Annotated in this window: 17 protein-coding genes; 9 read left to right on the top strand and 8 right to left on the bottom strand. The window is 72.1% G+C overall.

All coding sequences use genetic code 11. The annotated features are described in order from the left end of the window. The first annotated feature begins 229 nt into the window (after positions 1-229). Positions 230-1,123 carry a glycoside hydrolase family 6 protein gene (locus ACH4J0_RS20390; protein WP_396241942.1) on the top strand — a complete coding sequence of 298 codons (894 nt, stop codon included), beginning with the start codon at positions 230-232 and terminating at the stop codon, positions 1,121-1,123. Positions 1,124-1,135: 12 nt separating this feature from the next. Here the strand turns inward: ACH4J0_RS20390 and ACH4J0_RS20385 are convergent, their stop codons facing one another. From ACH4J0_RS20385 to ACH4J0_RS20370, 4 genes are all read right to left on the bottom strand, one after another. Next, positions 1,136-3,067, bottom strand: a complete 1,932-nt coding sequence (locus ACH4J0_RS20385) for a galactose oxidase-like domain-containing protein (RefSeq protein ID WP_396241941.1) — start codon at positions 3,065-3,067, stop codon at positions 1,136-1,138. Between the two features lie 52 nt (positions 3,068-3,119). Further along, a complete protein-coding gene (locus tag ACH4J0_RS20380) occupies positions 3,120-5,252 on the bottom strand; it encodes a glycosyltransferase family 2 protein (RefSeq protein WP_396241940.1) in 2,133 nt (710 codons plus the stop codon). Between the two features lie 448 nt (positions 5,253-5,700). Beyond that, positions 5,701-6,378 carry a 3-oxoacid CoA-transferase subunit B gene (locus ACH4J0_RS20375; protein ID WP_396242058.1) on the bottom strand — a complete coding sequence of 226 codons (678 nt, stop codon included), beginning with the start codon at positions 6,376-6,378 and terminating at the stop codon, positions 5,701-5,703. 139 nt (positions 6,379-6,517) lie between these two features. Then, the gene (locus ACH4J0_RS20370; RefSeq protein ID WP_396241939.1) at positions 6,518-7,279 is read right to left on the bottom strand and encodes a CoA transferase subunit A; all 762 of its coding nucleotides are present in this window, start codon (positions 7,277-7,279) and stop codon (positions 6,518-6,520) included. Between the two features lie 335 nt (positions 7,280-7,614). On the opposite strand from ACH4J0_RS20370, the gene ACH4J0_RS20365 reads away from it, so the two are divergent. The 6 genes from ACH4J0_RS20365 (at position 7,615) to ACH4J0_RS20340 (ending at position 13,762) form a co-directional block, all read left to right on the top strand. Next, positions 7,615-8,889, top strand: a complete 1,275-nt coding sequence (locus ACH4J0_RS20365) for a substrate-binding domain-containing protein (RefSeq protein ID WP_396241938.1) — start codon at positions 7,615-7,617, stop codon at positions 8,887-8,889. A gap of 122 nt (positions 8,890-9,011) precedes the next feature. Beyond that, entirely contained in the window at positions 9,012-9,752 is a 741-nt protein-coding gene (locus ACH4J0_RS20360) for an ABC transporter ATP-binding protein (RefSeq protein WP_396241937.1), read from the top strand. Positions 9,753-9,844: 92 nt separating this feature from the next. Next, positions 9,845-10,657, top strand: a complete 813-nt coding sequence (locus ACH4J0_RS20355; RefSeq protein ID WP_396242057.1) for an ABC transporter ATP-binding protein — start codon at positions 9,845-9,847, stop codon at positions 10,655-10,657. Beyond that, positions 10,657-11,523, top strand: coding sequence for a branched-chain amino acid ABC transporter permease (locus ACH4J0_RS20350; RefSeq protein ID WP_396241936.1), 867 nt, complete (start codon positions 10,657-10,659; stop codon positions 11,521-11,523). The genes ACH4J0_RS20355 and ACH4J0_RS20350 overlap by 1 nt, the downstream gene beginning before the upstream one ends. A 251-nt stretch (positions 11,524-11,774) precedes the next feature. Then, a complete protein-coding gene (locus ACH4J0_RS20345; RefSeq protein ID WP_396241935.1) occupies positions 11,775-12,860 on the top strand; it encodes a branched-chain amino acid ABC transporter permease in 1,086 nt (361 codons plus the stop codon). Further along, positions 12,857-13,762: an alpha/beta fold hydrolase gene (locus ACH4J0_RS20340; protein WP_396241934.1), complete on the top strand. Its 906-nt coding sequence runs from the start codon at positions 12,857-12,859 to the stop codon at positions 13,760-13,762. Before ACH4J0_RS20345 ends, ACH4J0_RS20340 begins: the two co-directional genes overlap by 4 nt. A gap of 121 nt (positions 13,763-13,883) precedes the next feature. On the opposite strand, the gene ACH4J0_RS20335 is transcribed toward ACH4J0_RS20340, so the two are convergent. Next, positions 13,884-15,164, bottom strand: coding sequence for a hypothetical protein (locus tag ACH4J0_RS20335; protein ID WP_396241933.1), 1,281 nt, complete (start codon positions 15,162-15,164; stop codon positions 13,884-13,886). 357 nt (positions 15,165-15,521) lie between these two features. Beyond that, positions 15,522-16,109 carry a DedA family protein gene (locus ACH4J0_RS20330; protein ID WP_396242056.1) on the bottom strand — a complete coding sequence of 196 codons (588 nt, stop codon included), beginning with the start codon at positions 16,107-16,109 and terminating at the stop codon, positions 15,522-15,524. A gap of 666 nt (positions 16,110-16,775) precedes the next feature. Here ACH4J0_RS20330 and ACH4J0_RS20325 point away from each other — a divergent pair. After that, positions 16,776-17,882 carry an LLM class flavin-dependent oxidoreductase gene (locus tag ACH4J0_RS20325; protein WP_396241932.1) on the top strand — a complete coding sequence of 369 codons (1,107 nt, stop codon included), beginning with the start codon at positions 16,776-16,778 and terminating at the stop codon, positions 17,880-17,882. A 66-nt stretch (positions 17,883-17,948) separates the two neighbouring features. Here ACH4J0_RS20325 and ACH4J0_RS20320 read toward each other — a convergent pair whose 3' ends face one another. Further along, the gene (locus ACH4J0_RS20320; protein WP_396241931.1) at positions 17,949-20,162 is read right to left on the bottom strand and encodes a putative bifunctional diguanylate cyclase/phosphodiesterase; all 2,214 of its coding nucleotides are present in this window, start codon (positions 20,160-20,162) and stop codon (positions 17,949-17,951) included. Positions 20,163-20,537: 375 nt separating this feature from the next. Beyond that, a complete protein-coding gene (locus ACH4J0_RS20315) occupies positions 20,538-20,963 on the bottom strand; it encodes an OsmC family protein (protein ID WP_396241930.1) in 426 nt (141 codons plus the stop codon). Positions 20,964-21,200: 237 nt separating this feature from the next. Here ACH4J0_RS20315 and ACH4J0_RS20310 point away from each other — a divergent pair, with 237 nt between their 5' ends. Beyond that, positions 21,201-21,536 carry a chorismate mutase gene (locus tag ACH4J0_RS20310; RefSeq protein WP_396241929.1) on the top strand — a complete coding sequence of 112 codons (336 nt, stop codon included), beginning with the start codon at positions 21,201-21,203 and terminating at the stop codon, positions 21,534-21,536. Positions 21,537-21,661 lie beyond the last annotated feature (125 nt).

The following is a 21,661-nucleotide window of genomic DNA, read 5'->3' as shown; positions in this document are numbered from 1 at the left end:
CGGGGTGGGACGGGCAGGAACGGTTCGGAGCGTCAGGGCTTGCCGGTGGAGCGCCGCGCTGGTCGGTGCGGTGGTGGTGCTGGCGGTGTCGGGCTGTGGCGGCTCGGGCGGTTCGAGTGGTGCGGGTCCGAGCGGTACCGGTTCCACTGGCGCTGGTCCGAGCGGTACCGGTTCGAGTGGGACCGGGGCGGGCGCCGGTACCCCCGCTGGTAGCCCGGCGGCCGGGCCCGTGGTCCTCAACCAGCTTCCCGGGCAGGCCTTCTACGTCTCCGACCGGACCAACGCCGCCCAGCAGGTCGGCGTCCTGCGCAGCCAGGGCCGGTCGGCCGAGGCGGACACCCTGCTGCGGATCGCCGCCCAGCCGTCCTCCCAGTGGCTCGGGGAGCAGGGCGCCCGGGAGATCGCCGACCAGGTGAGCCGGCGGGCCACCGAGGCGGGCCGCACGGCCGTCTTCGTCGCGTACGACATCCCGCACCGGGACTGCGGCCAGTACTCGGCCGGCGGCGCCACCGACGCAGCCTCCTACCGCTCCTGGATCACCGGCGTCGCCCAGGCCCTCGGCGACCGCAGGGCCTGGGTGGTGCTGGAGCCGGACGCCGTCGCCCACACCCTGGACGACTGCGGGGTCAAGGGCGACCTGGCGGCCGAGCGGTACGGCCTGCTGGCCTTCGCCGTCCAGGAGCTGAAGAAGCGTCCGAACGTCCGGGTCTACCTGGACGCGGGCAACCCCGGCTGGGCCCACGACCCGGACGACCTGGCCACCGCGCTGCGCAAGTCGGGCATCGCCGCGGCCGACGGCTTCGCGGTGAACGTCGCCAACTTCTACCCGACCGACCGGAACGTGGCGTACGGCAGTCGGCTCGCCGCCGCCCTGGACGGGAAGCACTTCGTCATCGACACCAGCCGCAGCGGCAACGGTTCGGCGGGCGCCGACTCCTGGTGCAACCCGCCGGGCCGGGCGCTCGGCGAGGCGCCGACCACCGAGACCGGCCGGCCCGGGGTCGACGCCTACCTGTGGATCAAGAACCCGGGCGAGTCGGACGGCCAGTGCGGCCGCGGCGAGCCCCCGGCGGGCCAGTTCTGGCTGCCGTACGCGCTCGGACTGGCGCAGGCGGCGCACTGAGCGCTCGCGCGGTCAGCCCGTGACCTGGACCCAGCGGGCGACCGACGGGGTGCCGGCGGCGTCCGTCAGGAAAAGCATGTACCAGCCGGGCGGCAGCAGGTTCGGGTTGCCCGGGAGGGTGAGCGAGACCCCGTCGGCGCCGCGCCCGGTGATGTCCAGGGCGACCGAGCGCTGTTCGACGTCGGTCACGTGGGTCACCGAACTCGGCCGGATCAGCTTGGCGGTGGTCACCGCGTCCGGCTCGGCGGTGCCGACCCGCAGGGTGCCGCCGAGCTTCGCCGACGCCGGCGCGGCGGTCACCTCCGGGCGGTCGCCGTGGTACAGGTAGGGCGGGGTGTAGATCTCGATGCGTTGCTCGAAGCCGCCCGGCTGGGTCTCGGCCTTGTCCGCGAACAGCGGGTTGGAGCCCAGCACGGCGACCCGGCCGTCCGGCAGCAGCAGCGCCTCGGAGTGGTAGTCGCGGCCCACGCTGGGCTCGGCGGCGGTGCTGAAGGTGTTGGAATCCGGGTGGTACACCTGCGCCTTGAGCAGGTCGCTCTTGCCCCGGCCGCGGTAGCCGCTGGAGCCGCCGGTGGTGAACACGGTGTCGTCCGGGAGGATCACGCTGTTGAGGTAGCGGGTGCCGCCGGCCGGCAGGTCCGGGCCAGGGGTGAAGGCGGGCTCGCGCGCCGTCAGGTCGACGATGTCGGTGCGGGCCGTGGACAGCGGGGACTCGCCCACCCCGCCGCCGCCGAGCACCATGACCTTCTGCGCCTGCGCGGGCGGCAGCAGCACCGAGGAGGAGGTCTCGGTCAGAACCGGGTCGCGCAGGCCGGGGACTGGCCGGAAGGAGTTGTTCGACAGGTCCCAGACGCCGGGCTCGCGCCCCTTGTCGGCGGGACCGTAGCCCGCGTTGGAACCGGAGTAGAAGAGCTTGCCGGTGGCCGTGAGGAAGATCGACGGGTAGGTCGGGAAGTAGCGGTCGGGGGCCTTGGTCCAGGTCCTGGACCCGGGATCGTAGACCTCGTTGTCGTTGCCGTCGAGGATCTGCCCGGTGTCGTCCAGGCCGGACACGGTGACCACCCGGCCGTCGCCCAGCCCGGTCAGGGTCGGGTACCACCGGGCGTGCGCCATGTCGGTGACCTGCTCGTAGAGCTCGGTCTCCGGGTTGAACTCGAAGGCGGAGCGGATGCCCTGGTAGTCCTGCTTGTCCAGGGTCAGCTTCTCGCTCTGCCCGTACAGGTTGTGGGCGTCCGCGCCGGTCAGGCCCTTGATCCGGTACTGCGCCGGGGAGTTGGTCACGGAGCCCGGGCCCTCGCCGACCGCCTCGACGAACACGTGCTGCTCGCCGGCGGTGACCACGGTCTGCTTCCCGGCGCCGGTCTTTGTCGCGGCGGGCACGGTCACCTGGACGGTGCTGGCGTACTCGCGGCCGTTGGGGGCGACGAAGACGGTGCCCTTGGGAAAGGTGTGGTCGCGTTCCGGGCTCTCGTTGCGCACCCGCATCACGCCGGCCGCCTTCTTCACCGCGCCGTCCAGCTTCTCGTACCGCTGGGTGCCGCCGGCCACCAGCACCCGGCCGTCCGGGAGGGAGGCGTGACCACCGCAGAACATGTCGGCGGGGGTGGGTACCAGCTTGTAGGTGTTCTTCGCCGGGTCCCAGAGCAGGCTCTTGAAGGTGCCCGCGTCGAACTGCTTCTCGTCGTTGCCGGAGCCGGCCACGATCAGCACCTTGCCGGTGCGCAGCAGGGTGGCGTGGACGGCGTTGACCCGGAACTCGGCGGGCAGCGTCAGGGCTTGCCAGTGGCCGTACTGCGCCTTGTACTCGGGGCGGTTGATCACGTACTGGTGGTACTGGGCACTGGCGAAGCCGAGCACGGCCGGGGCGTTCATCCCGGCGACGGTCAGCGCGACCGTGCTGCCGAGGGCGAGGCGCTTGGTGCGGCCGGCTTTGTGGATCTTCACGGTGGTGCTCCCCTCGGGAGGCGGGCGGGACTGGCTCAGTGGGTCGGCGTGCTCAGTGGGCGTGCTCAGTGGGTGGGCGTGCCGCTCCCGGCGGGGTCGGGCGGGTGGCCGTCAGGCGGAGCTGGAGGGTGGGGGTGTCGAGCGCGAGGGCGTCGGGCGGGGGCGTGTCGAGCGTGGAGGTGTGGAGGGCCGGGGTGTCGTCGGCGGTTGGGCCGCCGGTGCGGGCACGGCGGGCATGGCGTGGGCGGCGCTTCTCCAGGACGACCCTCGGGGTGGCCGACGGGCCGCCGGTCACGGTGAGGGTGGCGGTGGGCCGGGTACGGCGGCGGCGGACGGCGTCGCCGGCCGAGATCAGCAGCGGCAGTATGGTCAGGACCAGGGCGATGCAGGCCCAGGTGCGCATCGCGACGTGGTCGTAACCGGTGTGGAAGGACGCGGCGACGGCGCCCCCGAACACCAGTGTCCAGAAGAGGTGGTAGCGGAAGGTGCCGAGTCGGTCGGTGCTGGCGGAGCGGCCCTTGGGCGTCACCACGAAGCGGCCGCGGCGGCGGACCAGCGCCTGGAGCAGCGAGGCCGCGTAGACCGGGCCGCAGACCGCCGACATCACCATGCCCGCGACCCCGGAGGAGCCGGCCGGCTCGTGCGGGCTCACGTTGTGCTTGCGGTTCCAGGTGTAGAGCAGGAGTTGGAGCGCGGCGGCGTCGCTGTAGAGCATCATCCAGATCTCCGAGGAGACGTGGACGCCGGAGGCGCCGAAGCCCAGGTAGAGCACGCTGGACACCCCGCCGAGCAGCCAGGTGAGCGCCGCCATCGGGTAGAAGCCCACCATCAGTGAGTAGTTGAGCAGCCGGCCGGGCGAAAGCCGCCAGAGCACCCGCCAGTACTGGGTGAGCAGGGTCTCGTAGGTACCGCGGCTCCAGCGCAGTTGCTGGGAGAAGAAGTCGGTCCAGGAGGACGGTCCTTCGCCCACCGCGAGCACGTCCGGGGTGTACACGGACTTCCAGCGTTCTCCGGTCTCCGGGTTCTGGCTCCGGTGGAACTCCAGGCCGGTCGCCATGTCCTCGGTGATGGAGTCGTACAACCCGCCGATCGACTGGAGCGCGCGGATTCGGACGGCGTTGTTGGTCCCGACGAACATCGGTGCGCCGTAACGGTTTCCGGCGCGTTGGACGAGGGCGTGGAAGAGGTACTGCTGGCTCTCGGAGAATTTGGTGACGGCCGAGCCGGAGCTGCGGTAGTTCCCGTACACCTGGGGGCCGACCACGAATGCCACGTCCGGATCGCGGAAGTAGCCGAGCATGCGCTCGCAGAAGTCGGGCAGCGGGGCGTGGTCGGTGTCGACGGACACCCAGAAGTCGTAGTCGTCGCCGTGGGCCTGGAGCCAGGCGTTGTAGTTGCCGTGCTTGGTCCCGGCGCGGAAGCGCCCCTTCGGCTGGTTCCAGTGCGGGCGGCCGGAGCGGCTGAAGTGGCGGACTCCCAGCTCGGTGCACAGGGCCCGCATTGCAGGATCGTTTCCCTCGTCCAGCAGCCAGACCTCGTAAGGTCCTTCGTGCCGGACGGCGGTGGCCGCCACCAGAGTGGCCCGGACCATCTCCGGCGGCTCCTTGCCCGGCACGCAGGTGGTGAGGAACGCGACCCGGGTGCCGGGCTCCGGCGTCACCGGTATCGGATCGCGGGCCACCAGAGTGGCGTGGGCGTTGGAGACCACGTTGACCAGCCGGAACACCTCGACCACCGCGATGATCCCGATCATCACCTTGTCTCCGAGCAGCACCAGGACGTTGGTCTCGTCGAGGCGCTCCGGCCAGTGCTCCGGTAACAGCAGCCAGACCAGCAGTATCGCCTCCACCAACGGGGCCGCCACCAGCAGCAGGGCGGCCCGGGCCCGGTGCGGCTCGTGGCGCAGCAGGCTGCGGTACTGGACGCGGTACGGCGTGGCCGGCTCTGTTCCCACGGGGTCCCGGATGCCGCCCGGCTCGGCGCGGTAGACACCGCCACCGAGCTCCCGGTCCTCGTCCGGATCGACCGCCGGGCCGGCCAGGCGGCTGAAGTGGCCGTAGTCGTACGGGGCTTCCGGTACCGGCAGATCGCTCAGCACGGCCTCGTCGAGCCGTGCGGCGCCTCGGTGGCCGCCTCGGGTCCCGGCCGGCCCGGCGTCCCTTCGTCGCGAGGACGGTGTGGTCATGGCGTGCTCCCCCCGGAGTATTGCGAGGTGCTGTGCTCGGCGTTGCCCGCCTCGCCCCGGAGTCGCCCCGGAGTCGCCCCGGAGTTGCGCGGATAGAACACGGCCCGGTGAACTGCGGTCCGTCCCACAGTTTCCGGGCTGTCCAACACGCACTCCGGTGCCGGGAATCCCATGAGCGGGGCCCGGCACGTGGAGTGTGTGCGACCGGTTCAGTTGTGGGCCTGCACGGCGGCTTCGAATGCGGGATCCCGGTGCGCCATCCAGCTTCCCCTCCGGATGCGATGGGACCCTTGGGCTTGCTCAACTCTCCCGGAGCGTAACGCTGATGGCAACAGGACCGCACGACGATCACCGCTCAAGCGTGAAGAAACCACGGTTCCCGGCCACTCTGGCTCGTGATGGTGCTAATGCAGCGGAAATTCGGAAACGGGGCGGCGTGCGGCAGCGGTCAGAGCGGCGGCAGCAGGGTGGCGTCCGTGGCCGCCCGCACCTCGGCGGGGCTCACGCCCGGGGCCGTCTCCACCAGGTGCAGCCCGTCCGGGGTCACGTCGACGACCGCCAGGTCGGTGACGATCCGGTCCACGACCCGCCTGCCGGTGGCGGGAAGTGAGAGTTCCCGGACGATCTTCGGAGAACCGTCCCGGGCGGTGTGCTCCATCACCACGATCAGCCGGCGGGCGCCGTGCACCAGGTCCATCGCGCCGCCCATGCCCTTGACCATCCTGCCGGGGATCATCCAGTTCGCGAGGTCCCCGGTGGCCGACACCTGCATCGCCCCGAGCACCGAGACGTCGATCCGACCGGCCCGGACCATACCGAAGGAGGAGGCGGAGTCGAAGTAGGAGGCCCCGGGCACGACCGTCACCGTCTCCTTGCCCGCGTTGATCAGATCGGCGTGCTCGGCACCATCCGCCGGGTACGGGCCCACGCCGAGGATGCCGTTCTCCGAGTGCAGCACCACCCGCACGTCCGGCGGGAGGTGGTTGGGGATCAGGGTGGGCAGGCCGATACCCAGGTTGACGTACTGCCCGTCGCGCAACTCCCGGGCGGCGCGGGCGGCCAGGGCGTTGCGCGGATCGAGCGGGGCGGGGGTGGGGGTGGAGGCGTGGGTGCTGGGGGTGGGGATGTCGGGGGCCGGGACGGGGGTGCCGGCGATGGGGGTGTCTGCGACGGGGGTGTCTGCGACGGGGGTGGGAGTGCGGGGGACGGGGGTGTCGGCGACGGGGGCACTGGGGGTACTGGGGGTACTGGGGGCGGGCATCGGTTCAGACCTCCTGGAGGGCGGGGCGGACGGTCCGGCGCTCGATGCGGCGGTCCTCGGGATCGGCGGCCACGATCCGGTCGACGTACACCCCGGGCAGGTGCACCGCGCCCGGGGCCAGCTCGCCCGGGTCGACGATCCGGTCCGCCTCGACCAGGGTGATCCGGCCCGCCGCCGCACAGAGCGGGTTGAAGTTCCGCGCGGTCGCGTGGAACACGCAGTTGCCGTGCCGGTCCGCCACCTCGGCCCGGACCAGTGCGAAGTCCGCGGTGATCGCCTGCTCCAGGAGGTACCGACGGCCGCCGAACTCCCGTACCTCCTTGGGCGGTGAGGCCAGCGCCACCGAGCCGTCCGCCGCGTAGCGCCAGGGCAGCCCGCCCTCCTCGACCTGGGTGCCGACCCCGGCCGGGGTGAAGAACGCCGGGATGCCGGCCCCACCGGCCCGCAGCCGCTCGGCCAGCGTGCCCTGCGGGGTCAGCTCGACCTCCAGCTCCCCGGAGAGGTACTGCCGGGCGAACTCCTTGTTCTCGCCGACGTACGAGGAGGTCATCCGGGCGATCCGGCCCGCCCGTAGCAGTAGGCCCAGCCCCCAGTCGTCCACTCCGCAGTTGTTCGACACCACGCGCAGCCCGGTGGTGCCGGTGGCCACCAGGGCGCCGATCAGGGTGCTCGGGATGCCGCAGAGGCCGAAGCCGCCGACGGCCAGTGCCGCGCCGTCGGGGATGTCGCCGACTGCGGCGGTGGGGGAGTCCAGGACCTTGTCCAAGGGATTACCTCATGGGGGTGTGGGAGGGGAGCGGCGTGCCGCGCGCGGGGCCGTGGCGAGGCCGGCAGCCGGGAGCCGTACCCGTCCGGCACCGCGGCCCTTCCACCGTCGCCGGGCGCGGGGCGCCGCAGCCATGGCGGCCACCGCCATGGACGGGCGCGGTGCCGTGTCGGTGGGCCACATCCGGATGCCCGGAGCGCGACGTCGGGCCGGCGGTATGTCGGTGGGTGCCACATCACGGCGGGCTGCTACGTCGACCGGGCACATGTCGCCGGTCCCACCGCACACCTACGGTTCCGGCATCCACCCCGCCGCACCTCCAGGAGTCGGTCACCATGCGCAGCACCACAGTCCCCACCAGGACCGCCTCCGGCGCCCGCCCGGGCCGGCCCCTGACCGCCGACCCGGCACGGAAGCTCGCCGCCGTCGCGGTGTGCGTCCTGCTCGCCGCCGGCTGCGCCAAGGCCGGCACCGCCGGGACTGCCCCAGGGGGCGACGGTGGCGCGAAGGCCCCGGTCAAGGTCGGCCTGGTGTACTCCAAGACCGGCCCGCTCGCCGCCTACGGCAAGCAGTACCTGGACGGCTTCAAGGCCGGCCTGAGCTACGCGACCAGGGGCACCGGCGAGGTTGACGGGCACAAGATCGAATTCGAGGAGCAGGATGACGCGGGGGATCCGGCGAAGGCGGTGTCCGCCGCCAAGGACCTGATCGGCAAGGGCTACAAGGTCCTGGCCGGCTCCACCGCCTCCGGTGCCGCCCTCCAGGTCGGCCCGATCGCCTCCCAGAACAAGGTGCTCTTCATCAGCGGGCCGGCCGCCGCCGACAAGGTCACCGGCTTGAACAAGTACACCTTCCGTTCCGGCCGCCAGTCCTACCAGGACATCAGGACCGCGGCCTCCTTCATCGGTGACGCCACGGGCAAGAAGGTCACCGTGCTCGCTCAGGACAACGCCTTCGGGCAGGCCAACGTGGCTGCCGTGAAGGCCGTGCTCGGTGCCCAGGGCGCGACGGTGGAACAGGTGCTCGCCCCGCCGAGTGCCACCGACCTCACCCCCTTCGCGACCCAGGCCAAGACCGCCAAACCCGACCTGTTGTTCGTCGCCTGGGCCGGCGACACCGCGTCGGCCCTGTGGACGGCCCTCAACCAGCAGGACGTGTTCACCGACACCAAGGTGGTCACCGGCCTGGACCTGGCCGCCTCCTACCCGCTGTTCGGCCCGGCCGGCGAGAAGATCTCCTTCCTCGACCACTACTTCGACGGCGCCGCCGGCACCCCGGCGGAGAAGGCCATGGCCGGGGCCGTCACCGCCGGGGGCGGAAAGCCCGACATCTTCACCCCGGACGGCTTCACCGCCGCCCAGATGATCGTGCACGCCGTCGAGGCCAACCACGGCTCCGCCGAAGACACTTCGGCCATGGTCAAGGCCCTGGAGGGCTGGAGCTTCGACGGGGTCAAGGGCAGGACCACGGTCCGCGCCGAGGACCACGCCCTCCTCCAGCCGATGTTCCAGGTCCGGCTGACCGGCACCGGGGCCGCCGCCAAGCCCTCGGTGGAGAAGACCCTGACCGGGGACGAGGTGGCGCCCCCGGTCACCCCGATGGCGGGCTGATCCCGATGCCCGCTCCCGCTGCCTCCACTCCTCCGGCCTCCGCGCGACACTCCTCCCTGCCGCAGTCCTCCATTCCTCGTTCCTCCGCGGCGCGTTCCTCCACGGCGCGTTCCTCCGCTGCGGTGCTGCGACTGGACGGGCTCGGCTGGTCCGTCCGCGGTGTGCCGGTCGTCGAGGACGTCTCCTTCTCGGTCGGCGAAGGCGAGTTCATCGCCTTGATCGGCCCCAACGGCGCCGGCAAGACCTCCCTCTTCAACCTGATCTCCGGCATCTATCCGGCGACTCATGGCAGCCTCCACCTCGACGGCACGGACATCACCACCGAGGCCGTGCACGCCCGGGCGCGCCGCGGTCTCGGCCGCACCTTCCAGACCTCCTCACTCTGGCCGGGGATGACCGTTGCCGACCACGTCCGGCTGGCCGCCCAGGCGGCAGCCGAACCGCGAGCCTCGTACCGCCTCTGGCGCCGCGCCGACCGCTACCCGGAGCAGGTGGCCGACACCCTGCAGCGCACCGAACTCACCCACCGCGCCGATACCTTGGCCGGAGCGCTCTCTTACGGCGAGAAGCGCAAGCTGGAGCTCGCTGTCCTGCTCGTCTCCGACCCGAGGCTGATCCTGCTGGACGAGCCGATGGCAGGCGTCAGCGCGGAGGAGGTGCCGGCCCTCACCGAACTGATCCGTTCCGTACACCGTGAGCTCGGCCGGACCGTCCTGATGGTCGAGCACCACATGGACGTCCTGCTCGGCCTGGCAGACCGCTTGGCGGTGATGCACCACGGCACCCTGCTCGCCCTCGACACTCCCGAAACCGTGATGGCCGACCCGACCGTGCAACAGGCCTACTTGGGTGAGGCGCTGTGACCTCCTCTCCGTTCTCCTCCGCCCAATCGTCCTCCTCTTCTTCCTCGTCCTCGTCCGCTGTCGAACCCCTCCTCTCCGTCCGCGACCTACGGGTGGTCATCGACGGGCTGCACATCCTGCACGGTGTCGACTTCGACGTGGCCTCCGCCGGAGTCACCGCATTGCTGGGCCGCAACGGCGCAGGCAAGACCACCACCGTGAAGGCCGTCATGGGCCTGGTGCCGCGCACCGGAAGCATTCGCCTGTCCGGCGCTGAAACCTCCTCTCTTCCCACGCACCTGGTGGTCCGTCACGGCATCGGTTTCGCACCCGAGGATCGGGGGATCTTCGCCGGCCTGACGGTCGCCGAGAACCTCCGCCTCGCCGAGCGCGGAGCCCCGGGAGGAGCCCCGGGAGGAGCCCCGGGAGGAGCCTCGGGTGGAGCCGGTGCGGGTGAGCCGAACTACGCGCTCGTCCACGAGCTCTTCCCCGAACTCAAGCAGCGGGCCGGGCAGTTGGCCGGGACGCTTTCCGGGGGCCAGCAGCAGATGGTGGCGATCGGCCGGACCCTGCTCAATCGGAACCGGCTGATCATCGCCGACGAGCCCACCAAGGGCCTGGCGCCGAAGATCGTCTCGGAGGTGGCTGAGGTGCTGGCGCGAGCGGCAGACGCCGTGCCCGTTCTCCTGGTCGAGCAGAACCTCGCGCTCGTCCGCCGACTGGCCGGCACCTGCGCCGTCCTGGCCGACGGTCGGACCGCCCACCGGGGCGACACCGCCGAGTTGTTGGCCGACGAGGAGGCCGCCCGCCGCCTGCTCGGAGTCGGCTCACGGTACCCGCTCGCCGGCGGACTCCGGCCCGCCTCCTCCTCCCCGGCGGCCTCTCCGGCCGCCGCCCCAGTCGTCACCACGGAGGTGAAGCCCTGATGGACACCGTCGTTCTCCTTTCCTGCACTGGTCTCGGTCTCGGCGCGCTGTACTTCCTGGTTGCCTCCGGTCTTTCGTTGATCTTCGGCCTGATGGACGTGCTCAACTTCGCGCACGGCGCCCTGCTCTCCATCGGCGCCTATGCGACATGGTGGGCCGGTACGGAGGCCGGCTTCTCCTTCTGGCTCGCAGTGCCGTTCGGCACTCTGGTCGGGACGGCCGCCGCCATCCTGCTCGAGCTCTTCCTGATCCGGCCGCTCTACAGCCGCCCGCGCGACCAGATCCTCGCCACCGTCGGGGTCGGGCTCGCCGCACCCGCCCTGCTCATGGGGATGTGGGGCGCGGACGCCCGCCCCTTCCCCCAGCCGGCCCTGCTGGCCGGCACCTGGCACGTGCTCGGTGCGACCGTCCCGGTCAACCGCTTCGTGCTCGTGGCCGCCGCCGCGCTGTTGCTGCTCACTCTTCGGTTGTTCCTCGCCCGCACCCGCTACGGGCTGATCGTCCGGGCCGGCGTCGAGGACCGGGCGATGGTCACGGCGCTCGGCATCGACGTCCGGAGGGCGTTCACCCTCGTCTTCGCCATCGGCGGGGCGGCCGCCGCGCTGGGCGGCGCCCTCGGCGGCCTCTACTTCGGTTCGGTCAATCCCGGTCAGGGAACCAGCCTGCTCGTCTTCGCCTTCGTCGTCGTGGTGATGGGTGGCATGGGCTCCGTGACCGGGGCCGCCGCCGCCTCGGTGGGCGTCGGCCTCGTCCAGCAGTTCGCCAACTATTACACCGGCGCCGGACTCGGCGACCTCTCGGTCGTCGTCCTGCTCGCCGTGCTGCTTCTGGTCCGACCTCGTGGACTCACCGGGAGGCTCGCGTGAGCGCCGAAACTCCGATCACGAGCACCGGTGGCCCCGCGGCCGCCCACAGCGCAGCCACCTCGGCAGGGGGGACTGACACCGGCCCTGCCATGACCGCCGTGCCGACAGAGGGGACTGACACCAGCTCCACCGACACCGCCAGTGTGGCAAGGGGGACTGACACCAGCCTTGCCAGGACCAATTGTGAACACACGGATGAGCCCGGCGCCATCCCTCGAACAGGTGATTCAGTCACTAATCGCTGGACAGGGATGCACGCAGCGCTACGCTGGTGGCCGATCGCCCTGCTGATCACGCTCCTTGTCGCCCCATACAGTGCGCTTCCCGTCCCGGGACTGCTCGACGGCCCGCTCGGCAGCCCGGGAAGTCTCCAACTCATCGCCCTGTGCCTGCTCTACGGGGCCCTCGCCACCGGCTACGACCTCCTGCTCGGTCGCACCGGACTGCTCTCCTTCGGCCACGCGCTCTACTTCGCGACCGGCCTCTACGCCACCGACCTCGGCATGCTCGAACTGCAACTCCCGTTCGCCGCCGCAGCGGCGTTCGGCGTCGTCTGCACCGTGCTGCTGGCCCTGGTGCTCGGCTCGGTGAGCCTGCGAGTCACCGGAATCGGCTTCTCCATGGTCACCCTCGCCTTCGCCCAGGCCGGTGCGATCCTCGTCCAGCGCAACCCCGGTGGTGTCACCGGCGGGGAGGAGGGCCGCTCCGCCCCGGCCGACCTGCTGCCGTCCGGCCTGCTCGGGATCGAGAACACCGCCAACCTCTACTGGATCACCGTCGGTTACCTGGTGCTGACGGTCGCCGCGGTCCACTGGGCCGTCAACTCCCCGGCCGGCCGGGTCTGGGAGGGAGTCAAGGAGAACGAGCGCCGGGTGGAGGTGCTCGGACTGCGGCCCTACGGCTACAAATTGGTCGCCTTCGTACTGTCCGGAGCGCTCGCCGGACTGGGCGGAGTGGTCTACCTGCTGCTCACCGGCGGAGCCACCCCGCAGGCCGCCGGCTCGGACGCCACGCTCGCGCTGCTGGTCATGGTGGTCCTCGGTGGCTCGGGCACCCGCTGGGGGCCGCTCCTGGGCGGGGTGCTCTACACCTGGGCCGGCCACCGGCTCGGCGACCTCGCCAACTCGACCGCCGTCGCCGACCTGCCCGCGGTGCTGCGCGTGCCGCTCTCCCAACCGCTCTTCCTGCTGGGAACCCTGTTCGTCGCCGTGGTCTACCTGCTCCCCGGCGGCCTGGCCGGACTGCCCGGCCGCATCCGCGCCGCCCGATCCGCCCGTTCGGTCCGCACGCCGACCGGCGTGCCCGCCGCCCGTCCCACCGGAGGTACCCCCGCGTGAGCCAGCCGTTCCTGACGCCCGAGGAGTTGACCGTCCCCGTGCCCGGCGGGGACCTCGCCGTCCTGCGGTGGCCCGCCGACCGCCCGGGAGCCCCGACGGTCGTGGCGGTGCACGGCATCACCGCCAACGGCTTCGCCTGGTACGAGGTCGCCCGCAGGCTCGCCGGGCGAGCCACCCTGCTCGCGCCCGACCTGCGGGGCCGCGGCGCCAGCCGCTCGGTCTCAGGACCGTACGGGCTCGCCCGGCACGCCGACGACGTGGCCGCGCTGATCGCCGCCCTCGGCACGGGGCCGGTCGTGGTCGTCGGCCACTCGATGGGCGCCTGGGTCACTGCCCTGGCCGCCGTCCGGCACCCCGAACTCGTCCGCCGGGTACTGCTGGTGGACGGTGCGCTGAGCTTCCCGCTCCCGGAGGGCGTGCGCGAGGAGGATGCCCTGGCCGCGGTGCTCGGCCCCGCGCTGGCCCGGCTGTCGATGACCTTCCCGGACCGCGCGGCCTACCGGGAGTTCTGGCAGCGCCACCCGGCCTTCGACGGCAGTTGGTCCGACGGGATCGACGCCTACATCCAGCGCGACCTGGTCGGCACCGAGCCCGAACTGCGCTCCTCCTGCGTGCTGGAGGCTGTGCAGACCGACGGGGCCCAGGTCCTGCTGGACCAGGAGGCGGCCGGCGCAGTGCACCGGCTGCCCTGCCCGGCCGAACTGCTCTGGGCGGAGCGCGGTCTGCTCAACGAGCCGCAGGGCCTCTACGACCACCAGCGGATCGGGCTGTCCGGGCTGGACCGTGACCGGGTGCCGGCCTCGCTAGTGCCGGACGCCAACCACTACTCGATCCTCTGGAGCGAGGCGGGAGCCGACCGCATCGTTCGCAAGCTGCTCGCGGACGTCCCAACCGCCGGGTAGGGGGACCCGGCCGGGAACAGAGGGCGACGGAGCAGCAGGGCAACGACACAGCGGGCGCCGGAGCCAAGGAACGGCAAACGGCCGACGGGGTGCGAACACCCCGTCGGCCGGACCGGTCGGGTCAGCCCGCCGCGCCGAGGAAGCTCTCCCAGCCGCCGGACGGAGCCTGGCCGACGTTGAGCGTGCGCAGCTTGCGCAGGGTCGACTGGTCCTGCACCTCCAGCCATTCGACCAACTGCCGGAAGGAGACCAGCCGGACCTCGGGCTTGCCCGCGATGGCCTTGAGGGTTTCCTCGACGGCGTCCATGTAGATGCCGCCGTTCCACTGCTCGAAGTGGTTGCCGATGAAGAACGGCGCCCGGTTGCTGTTGTAGGCGCGCTCGAAGCCGGCCAGGTAGGAGTTGGTGGCCTGGGTGCGCCAGTCGCCGTACTTGGACGGGTCGCCCTTGGTACTGCCGTTGGACTGGTTGGCCAGGATGTTGTAGTCCATCGACAGGACCTGGAAAGTGTGCCCGGGGAACGGGATGGACTGCAGCGGGAAGTCCCAGATCTTGCCGTCCTGCACCTTCTGCGGCCATATCTGGAGGCCGCCCGAGGAACTGGCGTCGTACTTCCAGCCCAACTTGGCGATGGTCGGCAGCAGCGCCTTCTGCCCCTCCAGGCACGGGGTGCGGCCGCCGACGAGCTCCTTCTTGTAGTCGAAGGGGAGCGGGTCGACGTCGGTGAAGCCGGTGTTGGTGCGCCACTGGGTGACGAAGGCGATCGCCTGGTCTATCTCGCTCTGCCAGTCGTCCGGGGTCCACATGTTGACCCCGTTCTTGTCCGGACGGCTGGAGCAGAAGTGCCCGTTGAAGTGGGTGCCGATCTCGTGCCCGGCGAGCCAGGCCTGGCTGACGAGCTTGAGGGTGCTCTTGACCGCGCCGTCCGAGAGGTAAGGGATGTCGGAGGCGCCGACCGCGTGCTTCGGCGGGTGGTACATCTGGGACTTGCCCTTGGGCAGGGCGTAGATGCCGGAGAGGAAGAAGGTCATCGTGGCCTTGTACTGCTCCGCCAGCTTGAGGAAGCGGGGGAACTGGCCGTCGTCGGTGCCGCCCGCGCCGTCCCAGGAGAACACCACGAACTGCGGCGGGCGCTCGCCCGGCTTGAGCTTCTCGGGCTTGGGCTGGTTCGGCTGCGGACCGGTGTCCGCGTTGGATCCGTCGCCGATCGGAGTGCCCTTGGGCACCACGGCCTGGGTCGGGTCAGCGGTGCCGCTCTGGCCGGCCTTGCCACTGCCGCCGGAGGAAGATGAGGTGGAGTCCTGCCCCGAACCGGATCCGCTGCTGGAACAGGCGGCGACCGCGCCGAGGGCTGCGGTCGCGGCGGTTGCACTGAGCACCGTCCTGCGCGAGATGCTGGTCATGGTCTCCCCTGGGTTCCGATCGCCGGTGGTGGGGGCGGCGCCGGGCCGCTCCGGTCAAATCGGGCAATTGATGAGTATTCCGCCGATAGCATGTCATGTCGCCGCAGCGGCTACCAAGGCCCCCGGGCTCCGACGACAGTCAACACGTCGGGGGTGGCAGGCTGGGCTGCAGGGGGTCGTCATCTGTTGCGGTCCTGTGACGCTTCACACTGCGCGACGTCCGGGAGGTACGGTACCGCCGCCCTACCCGGCTCGGTCAGAGTTCGTCAGCGCTCGGTGCGGGTCGTCGCCCGTAAGGGAAAATTATGCTCCTCACAGCCTCCCGTGGCCGGAAGGCGTCGGTCGCCCCGGGGCCGGTCAGAGCGCGGCCAGCCGCCGGTGGCGGCGCACTATTCGGGCGATCGCGGTACTGACGGCGGTGGCCGCCGCGCAGGAGACCGCGAGACTCAGCCAGGCGGTGTTGAACCAGTGGCTGTTCAGCCAGCCCAGCGTCACTATGTAGGCGGCCCAGATCAGCGCCGCCAGCGCCGACCAGTGCAGGAAGCGGTGCGGATGGGCGGGGGAGTGGCCGATGGCCAGGTCCAGGACGGTCCGCCCGGCCGGCACGAACCGTGCGACCACCACCATCGCGGCCGCCCCGCCGTGGGGGCGCTCGACCAGTGACTGCTGGACCCGGGCCACGCTGGCCGCCAGTCGCGGGCGCCGGGCGAGGCGGCGCTGCAGCAGCGGGGCGCCGCGCCGGGCGAGGTGGAGCAGCAGGAGGTCGCCGAGGAAGGAGGCCACCGCCACACCCAGGCCGAGCAGCACGGGGGCGCCGTTGATCGGCGCCGTCTTGAGCACGGCCAGGATGACCAGCGTTCCGCTCGGGATGAAGGGGAGCAGGGCGTCGCCGAGTACGGCGAAGAGCGCAAGGGCGCAGATCCACGAGGATCCGATCGCCGCCACGAAATTCAAGGCCTTACTCCCTCCACGCCGCCCTGGGGGAGCAGGTGGCTGCTGAGCCAACGCTAGCGCCTCGACTTTTCATGCCATGAAGCACCCCGGTATGCCGCAGCTCACGGCGGTCGGCCGCAGCTCACGGGCCGGTGAGGTGCTCCGGTGAGGTGTCCCCGGGCGTCGCGGGCGGAGGTCGCCGGAAACGGAACGAGCCCCCGGGGCGGGGTGCCGCGCCGAAGGCTCGCAGGGATCGTTCGGCGCTGGTCCAGCCCGACGATCTTGCCGACGGAACGAGGACCCGCTCGGTGACCCGTTCCTGATCACCACCCTGCCCGAAGCCGGTCGCCGGTCGCGAGCGCTCCGGCTGGCGACTTCCCGACCCTGGCATGAAGTCGCCAGCCGCATCGGCGTACTGGCTCTCCGTCGTCCGAACCGCCGGGGTCGCCCCACATGCTTGAACCGGTCAAGCCGCACCCCGGCCAGCGACCCGGGCCGTACCTCGGGCCGCACCGGCCGCGCTCGGATCGAGCGGCCGGCCCGGGAACAGCCAGCCCGTGACCGTGGTTGACCCCCGTCGGCAGCAGCGACCGGCGGGCCGTCCGAGACCCGCGCGGCCGCCCACGACGGCCGGCTCGGAGGAGAGCCGGACCAAGGACAGCCAGGAGGGCGGACGGCATGACCACCGAGGACCAGCAGGAGCACCGAACCGCACCGGGGACCGGTGACCCGCGGACCGGTGAGGCGATACGGGGCACCGCCCGCGGCACGGCGCCCGCTCCGCTCTCGATCCTCGACCTGGCCACCGTCGGCGTCGGCTACTCGCCCGGCCAGGCCCTGGCCGCCACCACCGAGCTGGCTCGCCAGGCCGAGCAGTGGGGGTACCACCGCTTCTGGGTGGCCGAGCACCACGGCATGCCCGGCGTGGCCAGCTCGACCCCGGCCGTCCTGCTCGCCCACCTCGGGGCCAACACCACCACGCTGCGGCTAGGCTCGGGCGGCGTCATGCTCCCCAACCACGCCCCGCTGGCCATCGCCGAGCAGTTCGGTCTGCTGGAGGCCCTGCACCCCGGCCGGATCGACCTCGGGCTCGGCCGCGCCCCCGGCACCGACCCGGCCACCGCCCGCGCGCTGCGCCGCGGCCACGCGGAAGGAGCGGACGACTTCCCGCTGCAGCTCTCCGAGCTGACCCACTTCCTCGACGGCGACTTCCCCTCCGGCCACCCGTACGAGCGGCTGACCGCCGTTCCCAAGGGCGAGGGCCGTCCGCCGGTCTGGCTACTCGGGTCCTCCGGATTCAGCGCCCAGTTGGCCGGCCGGCTCGGCCTCCCGTTCGCCTTCGCCCACCACTTCAGCAGCGCCAACACCCTCCCGGCGCTGGACCTGTACCGGACGTCCTTCCGCCCCTCCGTCGTGCTCAGCGAGCCGTACGCGCTGATCGGCGTGAGCGCCGTCGCCGCCGACGACGAGACCTCCGCCCGCCGCCTCGCCCGCTCCGCGGCCCTCGGCATGCTCCGGCTCCGGCGCGGCAACCCCGGCCCGATCCCCACCCCGGAGGAGGCCGAGGAGTACCCGTACAGCCCGGTCGAGGCGGACTTCATCGACAGCTGGCTCGACAACGTGGTGCTGGGCGCCCCGGGCCAGGTCGCGGACGGCCTGGAGTCGCTGCGCAAGCGGACCGGCGTGGACGAGCTGATGGTCACTTCGCACATCCACGGCCACGAGGCCCGGTTCCGCTCCTACGGTCTGATCGCCGAGGCGTACGGCCTGACGGCGACCACCTGAGCCCCCCGGGTGCCCCCCCCGGTGATGCCCCGTGACGGCCTCCGGTGACGCTACCGCCCTGTCGGCCTAGCGGCCGCTCGGGGCGGGGCGGCCATTCCGGAGTATGGCCGCGACCAGTTCGGCCTCGCCGGGGCGGGCGAAGTACCAGCCCTGGGCGGTGTCGCAGCCGGTCAGCCGGAGCCGCTCCGCCTGGGCGGCGCTCTCGATGCCCTCGGCGGTGACGGTCAGGCCGAGGGTGTGGGCCAGCTGGACCATCGCGCCGACGATCTGCTCGTCCGCGTCGCGGCGGCGTGAGCGGAGCTCCGGGAGGGCCGGGCGCTCCGCCGGTGCCGGGGTCGCAGCCGGGGCCGCAGCCGAGGGAGAAGCCGAGGAAGCCGGCGACGACGCAGCCGACGCAGCCGACGCAGCCGGCGAAGCAGTCGGAGTCGCACCAGCGGTGGAGTGCCCACCCGGAGCGGGCGCCGGATCGCGGAAGCCCTCGATGAACGTCCCGTCGAGCTTCAGCACGTGCACCGGCAGCCGGGAGAGGTAGGCCAGGTTGGAATAGCCGGTGCCGAAGTCGTCGATCGCGATCCGAACGCCCATGTCGGCGAGCGCCTGCAAGGCCTGGAGCGGGCGGCCGCCGGGACCGAGCAGGGCGCTCTCGGTGATCTCCAGCTGCAGGAGCCGGGCGGGCAGGCCGGTGCGTTCGAGGGCACGGGCGACGTCGGCCACCACGTCGGAGTCCCAGATCTGGCGGGCCGCCAGGTTGACGCTCACGAAGGTCTCGGTGTCCGGGAACTCGGTGAGCCACTGTCGGGCCTGGCGGCAGGACTCCTCCAGCACCCACTTGCCGAGCGGCACGATGGCGCCGGACTCCTCGGCGAGCGGGATGAACCGGTCGGGCGAGAGCGTCCCGTAGCGGGGGTGGCGCCAGCGGACCAACGCCTCGGCGCCGCGCACCGCGCCGTCGGCCAGGCCGACCAGCGGCTGGTACTCGATGGTGAACTCGCCGCGCTCCAGCGCCGGCCGCAGCGCGGTGGCGAGCAGCTGCCGGGTGAGCTGGTGAGCACCCCGGTCCGGGTCGTAGAGGGTCCAGCGGGCGCGGCCGTCCGCCTTCGACCAGTAGAGCGTCGCGTCGGCGTCCTTGACCAGGTCGGTCGGGGTGGTCTCGTGCACCGACCGTTCGACGACGCCGACGCTGGCGGTGACCACCAGCCGGTGCCCGGCGACGTCGAAGGGACGTTCCAGCACCTCCAGGATCCGTCCGGCCAGCGCGGTCAGCTGCTCGTTGCCGGCACTGTCGGCGACCAGGACGGCGAACTCGTCGCCGCCCATGCGGGCGACCAGGTGGGCGTCCCGTTCGGGGAGCCCGCGCCGCAGCCGGGCGGCGACGGCGATCAGCAGCTGGTCGCCGATGTGGTGGCCGAGGGTCTCGTTGATCGCCGCGAAGCCGTCGAGGTCGAGGTAGCAGACACCCACCCGTCGTTCCCCCGTGACCGCCACCGGCCGGCCGGAGCCGCCACGGTTCCCGCGGTCGTCGCCGCCCGGGAGGCAGGCGGCGTCGAGCCGTTCGAAGAAGTAGGTCCGGTTGGGCAGCCGGGTCAGCGGGTCGTGCAGGGCCTGGTACTCCAGGCGGTCGCCGAGTCGGCGCTGCTCGGTGATGTCCTCGACCAGCGCGAGGGTGTACAGCGGCTGCCCGGCGGGGTCCCGGATGAGCGAGACGGTCACCTTGCTCCAGACCGTGTGGCCCTCGCGGTGCTTGAGCTGCTTCTCCACGCGGAACCGTTCCCGCTGGCCGTGGACGAGGTCGGTGAACAGCCGGGGCGGCATGCCCTCCGGGTCGATGATCTCGTGCAGGTGGGTGCGGACCAGTTCGCCGACGCCACGGCCGATCAGGGCGGCGAAGGCGGGGTTGACCTCGATGATCCGGTCCTCGGGGTCGATCAGGGCCATGCCGATGACCGCGTCGCAGAAGGCGGCCCGGAACCGGGACTCGCTGGCCCGGAGCGCCGCCAGCAGTCGGTCGTCGCCGTTGCCGTCCCGGCCGGGGACCTCGCCGGCGTCCGGGTGCGGACCGCTGGTCAACGGGGCCGAGCAGGTGGGGCAGAGCAGTGGCCCCGGGTCCTCCAGGGTGCCGCAGCCCGCGACCGGGGAGACCGACGGGGAGGCCGCAGGAGCAGCTGACGCGCTCGGGCCCGCCGGATCGAGGACCGGCGCGGCGAGGTGGCGGTGGTGTGACGATTCCTTGTGCCGCACGCCTGGGCGGCGTGCGTCGGCCCCCTCGTTCTGGCCCGGCACGGCATGCTCCCGTCCGCTGCTGACGCTTGACGATGGTCTGCCTGGCCGGTCGGGATTCCGGCGGCCGGCTCCGCACTCTGTCGGGGTCCTCGGAGTCGGTCCGCTGCGGGGCGTCCGCCGTGGGGCGCTGTCGCGCGGGGACCGGGGTGAAGAACAGGGCGCTTCGGCCGATCATAGGCCGCGACGACAACGCGCGGTGACCGCCGCCAGGGTGATTCGCCCCGTTTGGGATCATGCATGGCGGAACGTTCAGACGCCTTCGGTGCACATCACATGAGGTGCGCCGGAAGGGCGTGCGCCGAAGCCGCGCCCCCGGGCGCTGGGCGCGCGCCGGGGGCGCGGCCGGGGTGCGCCCCGGACGGGCCGGGGAGGCGGTCAGGCGAGCTCGGCCGTGAGGGTGATGGTGGTGCCGGTCAGGGCCTGGCTGACCGGGCAGTTGGCCTTGGCGTCCTCGGCGGCCTTCACGAAGCCGGCCTCGTCCAGCCCGGGGACCTCACCGGTGACGGTCAGGTGGATGCCGGTGATGCCGGTGCCGGGCTGGAAGGTGACCTCGGCCCGGGTGTCCAGCTTGGCGGGCGGGTTGCCTGCCTTGGTCAGGCCGTTGCTGAGGGCCATCGAGAAGCAGGCGGAGTGGGCGGCCGCGATGAGTTCCTCGGGGCTGGTCCTGCCGTTGGGCTCCTCGGCGCGGGCCGGCCAGGAGACGGGGTACTCGCCGATCCCGGAGGAGGCGAAGGTCACCTGCCCCTTGCCGTGGAGGAGGTCCCCCTCCCAGGCGGTGCGGGCGGTGCGGGTGGTTGCCACGATCGGTTCCTCCAGTGCTGAGGGACTGCTGAGTCGTCACTTCCGGTCATGCACGCACCAGCCTACGGGCAGCCCCGGTGCGCGGCCGGGTGCCGGACGGTCCGCAGGGCTGTCCGGATGGTGGACGGTTCCCCCGAACGGTGCCGGTCCGGACCGGAGGCCCTGTTAGATTTGCCCGGGCCCGAGCCCGGCCGCCGTACGGCTGGGCGCCCATCCCAGACACCGGGAGCCGACCCGATGACGGACCAGCCCACGACCCCCGACGCCGGCGCGACCGAGGGGATCGACGACGCGGTACGGGCGGAGCTGACCAGCCTGCGCGAGAGCATCGACAACATCGATGCCGCGGTGGTCCACATGCTGGCCGAGCGCTTCAAGGCGACCCAGCGGGTCGGTCGGCTCAAGGCCGAGCACAAGCTGCCGCCGGCGGACCCTGCGCGGGAGCGGGACCAGATCAAGCGGCTGCGGGAGCTGGCTGCCGGTGCCAAGCTCGACCCGGTCTTCGCGGAGAAGTTCCTGAACTTCATCATCGCCGAGGTGATCCGCCACCACGAGGCCATCGCCCGCGCCTGAGGGCACTGAGCGCGGCGCCCGGCGTCCGAAGGCACAGGCGGCGATGTCGGGCGCGGCTAAACACCGGATTTCCCGAGGCTCCCCGGTTGGCGTAGCGTGCAACTTTCCCCAGCCGGAGAGGTGGA

Origin of the sequence: Kitasatospora sp. NPDC017646 (assembly GCF_044329365.1) — a bacterium.
Classification (GTDB): domain Bacteria; phylum Actinomycetota; class Actinomycetes; order Streptomycetales; family Streptomycetaceae; genus Kitasatospora.
This window is presented reverse-complemented; position numbering and strand designations above follow the sequence as displayed.